The 8,665-nt window shown below is 66.8% G+C and carries 9 protein-coding genes; 4 read left to right on the top strand and 5 right to left on the bottom strand.

Annotation, left to right across the window (positions count from 1 at the left end):
* On the bottom strand, positions 1–211 hold a 211-nt coding region (locus MK181_08625), incomplete at its 3' end, for a homocysteine S-methyltransferase family protein (GenBank protein ID MCH2419863.1).
* Between the two features lie 295 nt (positions 212–506).
* On the opposite strand from MK181_08625, the gene MK181_08620 reads away from it, so the two are divergent.
* The 3 genes from MK181_08620 to MK181_08610 are packed head-to-tail and all read left to right on the top strand — an operon-like array spanning position 507 to position 3,714.
* Positions 507–2,216, top strand: a complete 1,710-nt coding sequence (locus MK181_08620; protein ID MCH2419862.1) for a hypothetical protein — start codon at positions 507–509, stop codon at positions 2,214–2,216.
* On the top strand, positions 2,213–3,166 hold the full coding sequence (locus tag MK181_08615) for a dipeptidase (protein MCH2419861.1): 954 nt from the start codon (positions 2,213–2,215) through the stop codon (positions 3,164–3,166). The genes MK181_08620 and MK181_08615 overlap by 4 nt, the downstream gene beginning before the upstream one ends.
* Positions 3,163–3,714: a hypothetical protein gene (locus tag MK181_08610; protein MCH2419860.1), complete on the top strand. Its 552-nt coding sequence runs from the start codon at positions 3,163–3,165 to the stop codon at positions 3,712–3,714. The genes MK181_08615 and MK181_08610 overlap by 4 nt, the downstream gene beginning before the upstream one ends.
* 9 nt (positions 3,715–3,723) lie before the next feature.
* On the opposite strand, the gene MK181_08605 is transcribed toward MK181_08610, so the two are convergent.
* Positions 3,724–4,710 carry an Ldh family oxidoreductase gene (locus tag MK181_08605; protein MCH2419859.1) on the bottom strand — a complete coding sequence of 329 codons (987 nt, stop codon included), beginning with the start codon at positions 4,708–4,710 and terminating at the stop codon, positions 3,724–3,726.
* A gap of 54 nt (positions 4,711–4,764) precedes the next feature.
* Here MK181_08605 and MK181_08600 point away from each other — a divergent pair, with 54 nt between their 5' ends.
* Entirely contained in the window at positions 4,765–5,922 is a 1,158-nt protein-coding gene (locus MK181_08600; GenBank protein MCH2419858.1) for an aromatic ring-hydroxylating dioxygenase subunit alpha, read from the top strand.
* 9 nt (positions 5,923–5,931) lie between these two features.
* Here MK181_08600 and MK181_08595 read toward each other — a convergent pair whose 3' ends face one another.
* From MK181_08595 to MK181_08585, 3 genes are all read right to left on the bottom strand, one after another.
* Entirely contained in the window at positions 5,932–6,312 is a 381-nt protein-coding gene (locus tag MK181_08595) for a hypothetical protein (protein ID MCH2419857.1), read from the bottom strand.
* Between the two features lie 28 nt (positions 6,313–6,340).
* Complete coding sequence (locus tag MK181_08590) at positions 6,341–6,868, bottom strand: hypothetical protein (GenBank protein ID MCH2419856.1); 528 nt, start codon at positions 6,866–6,868, stop codon at positions 6,341–6,343.
* Between the two features lie 129 nt (positions 6,869–6,997).
* The gene (locus tag MK181_08585; GenBank protein ID MCH2419855.1) at positions 6,998–8,458 is read right to left on the bottom strand and encodes a DEAD/DEAH box helicase; all 1,461 of its coding nucleotides are present in this window, start codon (positions 8,456–8,458) and stop codon (positions 6,998–7,000) included.
* Positions 8,459–8,665 lie beyond the last annotated feature (207 nt).

Below are 8,665 nucleotides of genomic sequence, written 5' to 3'. Positions count from 1 at the left end.
GTCGGTTTCCACCAAACGAGTTGGAGAGAATGATGTCGGATCCGGCCTCGACGTAGGAGCGGTGGATACCCCGGATGCGGTCCGGATGATCCACGTTCCAGGCCTCGGGTGGGTCCCCGGCGGCCAGGCCAACCGTGAAGAGCTGGGTTCCCATGGCACCATCGGCGACAAGCACGCCTTGGGCCTCGAGAAGTTCCACCCAGCGGCTCATGCACCGAACCTACCTCTGGGGCGGTTCGGGGACCCCCGATTCGACGGCCCGACTACAACCCTTGCCGTAGGACCACCGTGGCGCGACAATTAGGCCGGCTGACCGGCTGGGCGTGCATGTTCGACGGAAACTCGGGCGACGCCGTAGGGAGTTGGTCAGCTCGGGACACCCCCGGGAAGCACCCGCCTCGAGTTGGAGGCGGGTGTTCCGCGTGGGACAGCCCTGAGGCCCGAGGGTCCGTCACGGCGTACGCTTCGGCCGTGCTGCACGGTCTTCCCACCCTGATAGTTGCTCGGTGAGCGTCGCCGTGGTGCCCGATCGGCTGCAGGCCGAGTTAGAGGCCCGAGGGTCGCGCCTTCGTCCCCCCGAGGTGGTGATGCGACCCGAGATGCTTGGGGCGGCCCGCCTCACCCGGTACAGCTTCAGTCGAACCATGCTGCGACGGGCCGTCGCCGGAGGTTGGACGGCCTGCCGCACCGGCCAGGACCTAGACGCCGAAGGTCGGGGCGAGTCCGTGTACACGGTCGAAGCCGATGGCCATCGGTTCAGCTTCGTGGCCTTCACGACGACCATCGACGAGTCGGCCCACACCGACCGGGTCATCGCCGAACGGTGGGAAGTGGCCGGGGTCCTGGTGGAGGGCGAGGTCACAGAGGAACTGATGGCCACGCTGAGGGTGGAGGTGCCGGAACAGGAACGAGGACGCCTGGACCCTCGGGTTCTGTGCCTGACTCGAGGAAACCGCAGCGTCCGGTTCTTCGGCTACCTGGTTGACGCCCTGGCGACCGGCCGGCAGCCCGACCCAGACTTGGTAGGCGACGCCGGTTACATCCTCCGGAGTACTGCCTTCTACGCCAACGGCAAGTTCGGCATGCGGTCCTTCGCCGGCTACCCAACCGACCATCCCCTCCGGCCTCCCTACCGGGCCCAGTTCGTGGCCGCCTGGCTGTTCCGGGAACTCGGTTACGACATGGTCGAGCACTGTGCCCGAGTGAAGGGTGGGGAGACGTCGGTGCCCTTCGACGAGGAGTGGCGGCGGTTCTTCGGCCTCGGCAACGCCACCGGACTGGGCCTCGTGCCGTACGCCTTCAAGCACCCCCGGGTATTGGACGCCTGGGTGGGAGTCCGGGAGATCGCCTTGGCAGACCAGCGAGAACTGCCTGGCGATCCCACCTCTATGGAGCGGCTGAGGGCCTGGATCACGCGGGCCCGACGGCACTTTGCCACCGGGGGCGACGACGACTGTCACCCCTTCCTCAACGCCCGGTCCCTCGTTCCCGTCCTAGACCGGATCGCCTCGGCGTGGGAGGAAGTCTCGACCGGTGACCTCCCGTTTGACGCCCTCTACCGCTGGGCGGAGGACGACGGCCCGGAGACGGCCGAAATGGTCGTGTCGCTGCTCCTAGAACTCCACGAGACCGACGACGCCCTGGTTGACGAGATGTTCGCCGTCGAAGAACGTGCTGCCGCTGATCCGGCGATGACGGTCGGCGAGGCCCGTCGACTGCTTGATGAGAGATTCGACTGGCTGGCCGACCTGGACCTCGACGGTGCTGAGGCTGACACATTCTGGTGGGTGGTCAGCGATAATACGGAGGAACCCCGGCGGGCTCTCCGATCGCTTCTGGATCCGCAACACCGTGACGTGGCTATCGATACGGCCCTGAGGCTCTGGCGCCTGCGAGCCGACTTGGTTTCAGAGGACGGCAATACCCCGATTCACCGATTTCTTACTGACCGACCTAGGCATCGCCTGGCCGTCGAACGTCTCCACGCCAGTGACCGCCGCTACGGCGAGCCAAGGGACAATGCGTGCGCAGCCGGCTACCTCCCGCTGCAGATCCAGCGGTTCCAGCTGGCCATGTACGGCATGGACAACTACAAACCGAAGTCCACCGACTGGCTGCGGGTCACCCTCTTCCAGGGAGCGCCGCGGCTGGACGACCTGGGCCCTGACGTCACCGACGACTGGGTCCTCCCACCGCGACCGGGGAGCCCCGCATGATCATCGACGGCCTGCAGATCAACGACTGGTCCCGGGAGGTGATTGCCGAGGTCCGGTCAGGTGGGGTAGATGTCGTACACGCCACGGTAGGCGTCTGGGAAGACCTTGCCGGGACCATGGCTCGGATCGGAGCTTTCCGACACCTGTGTCGCCACAACGCCGACGTCATCCGGATCGTCCGGTCGGTGGACGAGATCCACGCCGCGGTGGCCGACGACGTGCTGGCAGTGGTCCTGGGGTTTCAGAACTCATCGATGCTGGGCGACGACCCGGAGATGGCCGGGATCTTTGCCGACGTCGGGGTACGGGTCATCCAGCTGACCTACAACATTGCCAACCATCTGGGTTCTAGTTGCTGGGAGCCGCACGACGGCGGCCTGACCCGGGCCGGGCACCGGATGGTCGCCGCCCTAAACGACACCGGTGTCCTCGTCGACATCTCGCATGTGGGCAACGTCACCGGTCGAGATGCCGTGGACGCCTCGGCCCAGCCCATCGCTATTACCCACGGCAACCCGACCTCGTTTTGCGATTCGCCGCGGAACAAACCCGACGAGCTGGTCGCCGCGGTGGCCGAACGAGGCGGGGTCATTGGCTGCACCCTCTACCCGCTGTTTATGGGTGGAGCGGACGTCACCCGTGCCGAGTACTGCTCGATGGTCGCCCAGCTGGCCGACCAGGTCGGCGTGGAGCACGTAGCCATCGGTTCGGATGCCGTTCTGGGTTGGAGCCCGGATGCCCTGGGTTGGATGCGCAACGGCCGTTGGGACCGGGCGACGGGCCCAACCGAAGCACCGAAGTTTCCGCCGTGGCCAACATGGTTCGACGGCCCGAAGGACTTCGGCAGCCTGTCAGATGGGCTCGACGAGGCGGGCTTCACCTCGGATGAACGAGACCTGGTGCTAGGCGGCAACTGGCTGCGCCTGTTCGGCCAGGTCTTCTCAGCTTGAGAGCAGTCGTCGTGGTGGGTTTAGTGCTGGTCGCGCCCCGCGAAGTCCACGATCTGGTGTTCCGCTGCGCCCGGGTGGCCGGCTGTGACGCCGGTGGCGCCGACCGCACGGCCCGGAATGTGACAGCGGCTGAGGTCCGGTTCGGGGGAGCGCTGCCGGCGGTCATCGACGCGCTGGCCTCTGGGGTGTTGGCCTCCACGTGGGCCATGGCGGCCGATGCCCTTGTCTCGGCCGAAGTCGACGCCCGCGACCACGGGTCAGCCACAGCCACCTTCGACCCGCCAGTGCCGCTAGCCGCCTTGGCGGCGACCGTCGCCGAGGCGTCGGCCCGCGGTGTTGTCGTGTCGGGCATTCCTAGTGACGCCACCGGGGGGTTGGAGATCGCCACCCTGGACCTAGCACCGGGACAAGTGGAATCGGCAGCCGGGTCGGGAACCGACGCCCACCGCGATGGCCTGCAAGTAGACAGAGGAGCGTTTGAGGCCCTGGTCGAGGCGGCAGCGGCGTTCCTAGTTGCCGAGGAGACCCTCGACGCTCTTGAGGGCTGACGGCCAGACTCAGTCGCTAGCCAGCTCCGTGACGAGAGTCCAGACGGAATCCTCCACGTCCACCGGGTCGGTGGGAAGCCGACCAGTTCCGGGAAGGCGTGCGCCCTCCTGAACGGTGATGCTCTCGGCCAGGGCGGCCAACCGATCGTAGAACGTCCGGCCGCTGTACGAGTCAGGGTCGATGATCACGTAGAACTGGCCAAGGTCGTGGGGTTCACCCTCAGGGGACTTGAGCGGAGGTACGTCAACGCTCAGGCGACAACCGGTTAGGGCGCCGGCTAGCACCTCGACCAGCAGACCGATCCCGTAGCCCTTGTATCCACCGGCCGACACCAGCGAGCCGGTCAGAGCGGCCTGGGGGTCGGTGGTCGGGTGGCCGTCGGCGTCGACGGCCCAACCGAGTGGAATCTCCTCGCCAGCCGCAGCGGCCATGGTGATCCGACCCAAGGCCACGGCACTAGTGGAGAAGTCGAACTGGAAGGCAATTCCACCTGCGCCGTCGGGGACAGCCACGGCGATCGGGTTGGTGCCTAGTACAGGGACCGAGCCGCCGGGCGGCGACACCCGTGGCGTGGCGTTGGTGGTGCCGATGGCCAGTAGTCCCTCAGCGGCGAACTGCTCGGTGAAGAAACCGAGTGACGTACAAGTATGGGTGTGTTCCACCGAGACGCCACAGATGCCGTTGGCCCGAGCGGCTTCCACGGCAGTCGGAAAGCCGGCGGCGAAAGCACTCTGGGCGAAGCCGAGCCGACCGTCGATGCGCACCGCCCCTGGCCGGACCACGGTCACCACCGGCTCGACGACGCCGTCGATACGCCCGGTCCGCAACTGCTGACAGTAACTCTCAAGGTAGTAAAGCCCACAGATCCGGTTCCCGGTGGACTCGGCGACCCGCACAGCACGGGCCACGTGGTCGGCCACCTCGGTACGGGCCCCGTGGCAGACCAGGGCACGGTGGGTGGCCTGTTCAATCTCGTCAAGCGAAACGTGGGGCATCCGGGGACCCTACGGGATTCGGCCCGTACGGGGTCCGGTCCTACAATCGGGCCGATGCACGACCCAACCGCGCACCTCCCCGACGGGCTGGCCGATGAGCTGGCCGCCTGCCGGGAACCGGCAGACCGGGCGGCAACCCTGCCCGCCTCCTGCTACGTGGACCCCGTCGTGCACCGGATCGAGGTCGACACGGTCTTCCGCCAAGGTTGGGTGGGAGTTGGCCGCTGGGACCGCTGGCCCGGGGCAGGGGACTACAGCGCCATGGATCTAGCTGGGGTTCCGGTGGTGGTTGTGCGTGACGGCAACGGCCAGCTCCGAGCCTTCGCCAACTCGTGCAGCCACCGATCAGCCGAGATCATGGCCGGAGAGGGCACCTGCTCGCGGATGCGCTGCCCGTTCCACGCCTGGACCTATGCCTTGGACGGGCGCCTAGTGGCGGCACCCAGCATGCACCGCACCGAGAACTTCGAACGCGCCGACCATGGGCTCCACGAGTTCACGGTGGCCGAGCGCCACGGGTTCGCCTTCGTCAGCTTGGACGAAGCACCCACGCCCATCGACGATTGGCTGGGCGACTTCAGCGAGGTTCACGCCCCGTGGCCATTGGCCGACCTAGTGACGACCAGGCGCCGGGAGTTCACAGTGTCATGCAACTGGAAGGGCTTCGCTGAGGTCTTCAACGAGTACTACCACCTGCCCTACGTGCACTCGGGCAGCATCGACGACACCTACAACGAGCCCGACAATCCCGAGGACGTGGTCGGGGCCTGGTCAACACACTTCGGGACAACCGTGGGAACTGGCGGCCTGCTGGATGCCGACCAGCACCGAGCCCTGCCGGTCATCGACGGCCTAAGCGGACGTGCGGCCCTCGGGGTGCGCTACTCGTGGCTGTTCCCGAACCTGGTGATCGCCACCGGAGCCGAAGGTATGTGGATGTACGAGGTCTACCCGGATGGACCGGACCGCTGCCGGTGTGCCCAGGTGGTGTGCTTCCCACCGGCCACCGTTGACCGGAAAGACTTCGCTGAGGCGGTCGAGGCCTACTACGAGCGGTTCGACGTGGCCATCGGTGAGGACATCCCGATGCTCGAACGACAGCACCGGGGAATGCGGTCGCCGTTCGCCCGCCAGGGCCGGTTCTCGTACCTAGAGCCGAACGTAGCCCGCTTCGCCGACTGGTACGCCGGCCGACTGCTGTCGGCCGGTTAACCAAGCCGGTCAGCCGTAGCAGCCAACCGCGTCGGAGGCCAAGAAGATGTACTCCAGCAGGTCGGCCGTTCCGCTTCCATAGCGCTGGGTGACCGCCGCGTTGGCCAGGGTGGCCTGCACGTACCGGTCATGGAGTTCGGAGCAGTCCCCCAGGACGACGAGGGCGTCGATGTGGTCCTTGAGGGCCCACTCGTACTTGTTCATCCAGAATGCGGGCGGCATGGTCGTCGTCGTGGTGGCCGGCGAGAGGGTGGTAGTCGGTATCCGGACTTCGTCGTCGGAACCGGAGAGGAACTGGCTGGCCACGGCGGCCACCAGGACGAGCACGAAGGCCCAGACCAGGAGTCGGCCGATCGGCGAGGGAATGCTGCCCTGGCTAGGGATAGCCATAGAAAGAGGCTATGGCCGGACTAGTGAATCAACCGTCCTCGCGCAGGCGCATCTCGCTGAGGCAGGACCGGGCCTCTGCGTCACCGCGGAGGTCGACGTCGGATCCCTGTAGTAGTCCCCTCAGGTTCAGGGAGCCGGTTTCATCCTGGGTGGGGTCATCGACTTCCCATCCTCGAGCCCTCAGGCAGTCCACGACGGCGAGGATCTGTCGGTTTGTTTCCCGAATCTGGTCCGGGGTGCGCTCGGCACGTGACTGCTGAAACTCGGCACGGAGGTCGGCGATACCGGTTTGGGCGTTGCAGCGCTGCAGTGCTTCTACATACCCGGGGTCGTCAGCCACCGCAGCGTCGGTCGGGTCCTCGCCGGCGAAGCCTCGGAACTCGTAGCCCGACGCCTCGAGACAGGCGTTGAACTCACCGGTAGTGGAACGCATGGTTTCCCGAGGGTTCGTCTCCTCTTCGGCCAGAGGGACGGTCTCCTTGGCCGGGTCGGTATCACCCACCGGTCCGGCATCTCCGCCACAGGCAACGACGGCAACCAGAAGAAGCGCCGCCATGGTTGGGCGGTATCGGTAAGGGGCCATCGGGCTTCCCAGGCATTGGGTGGCGGGAGGGCTCATGTTGTCCTCGGAGGCGGGTGGACGGTAATCCGGAGATGAGGATCCGGTCAGATGACCTCCGTCGGGTCAGCCGTTCGACCGCCGGTTTCGATTGGAGCGGCGATTCCCGCCTGCCGCCCCTGGTCGCCCCGTGCCGGTTCCGCGAGCGTTCTTTTGACGGTTCCCACCTTGTTGTCCATTGCGTGGCTTACCTCCATCCGAACGACGAGCCGAGCCTGCGGGCCGACCATTACCGGCGGAGGGGCCACCGCGTTGTCCATTGTGGGAGCGGTTGCGGCGGCGGTTTGCCGGCTGGCGCGGGCGGCCGTTGCCGGTCCGGTTTGTCTGGGTGTCGCCGTTCCGACGACTGCGGTTTTCCTCCGGGGAAGATGGCCGTGGGGCCGGTGCAGAAACCCGGGGAGGCGACAGTTCCCGAACCGTGTCCAGGTTGGGGGTTCGGACCGGCTCGTCGATCCCTACGTCACGCTGGAGGCGCCGGACCCCTTTCTTCTGGTCGGGCTGGACTAGTGATATGACCACGCCATCGCGTCCGGCACGGGCTGTACGGCCGGACCGGTGGACGTAGGCCTTATGGTCTTCCGGCGGGTCGTAGTGCAGTACCGAGGCCACACCGTCCACGTGGATACCGCGGGCGGCTACATCGGTGGCTACCAGGGCATGCACTTTTCCGTTTGTGAAGTCGGCCAGGGCCCGGGTCCGCTGGTTCTGGCTGCGGCCCCCGTGGATGGCGGCGGCACGGATCTCGGTCCGAGCCAGCTGCTTGGCCAGCCGGTCGGCTCCGTGGCGGGTCCGACAGAAGATAATGGCTGGCCATGCGGCCCCGACTGCTTCGGCGGTGAGGCTGACCCGCTCGCTACGATCCACGGTCCAGAAGAGGTGAGTGGCCGCCGTGATGTCCGGCGTCTCCTCTCCGACCTCGTGTCGGATCGGATCGACTTGGTAGTCGCGGGTCAACTTGGCCACGTCGTTGTCCAGCGTGGCGGAGAAGAGCACCGTCTGGCGCACAGTGGCCGTCTGGTCGAGGATCCGGCGCACGGCGGGCATGAAGCCCATGTCGGCCAGGCGGTCGGCTTCGTCTATGACGACCCGGTCGACGTCGGCCAGGCGGAGTTGTCCCTGTTCGAGCAAGTCCTCCAGGCGGCCCGGGCAGGCCACCAGAACGTCAACACCCTCGCGGAGCGCCTTCAACTGCGGGCCATAGCCGACACCGCCGTACACAACGGCGATCCGTACCCGGCCGGCAAAGGTCCGTAGCTCAGAGCAGATCTGTTCAGCCAACTCACGAGTCGGGGCCAGGACCAGGCCGCGGGGGCGGCGGGGTTCGGCACGGTCCACAGAGGCCACCAGGGGAATGCCGAAAGCCAGGGTCTTGCCGGAGCCCGTGGGAGCCCGGCCGCAGACATCGCGACCGGCCAGGGCGTCGGCGATGGTCGCCGCCTGGATTGCGAACGGTTCAGTGATTCCGTGGGCCGCTAGGGAGCGGCTGATCGGTTCGGGTACACCCAACTGGGCGAAGGTGGGGGGCATCGGATCTCCAGGCCCGCGCGTCGGGCGGGCGGTATCAGGGTTCGCGTCGCCCCGGCGGAAGCGCCAAGGTCGGTGCTCGGGTGGTCCACGTGGCCGGAAGAACCAGTACCCGGTAGCGAACCCTTCGACGAGAACTCATCGAAGCAACCCCAAGGGTACCGGCCAGATGATGCGATTTTCGGGATCGTGACCGACGACACCCGAAGA

This window comes from Acidimicrobiales bacterium, assembly GCA_022452035.1.
Lineage (GTDB): Bacteria > Actinomycetota > Acidimicrobiia > Acidimicrobiales > MedAcidi-G1 > UBA9410.
This window is presented reverse-complemented; position numbering and strand designations above follow the sequence as displayed.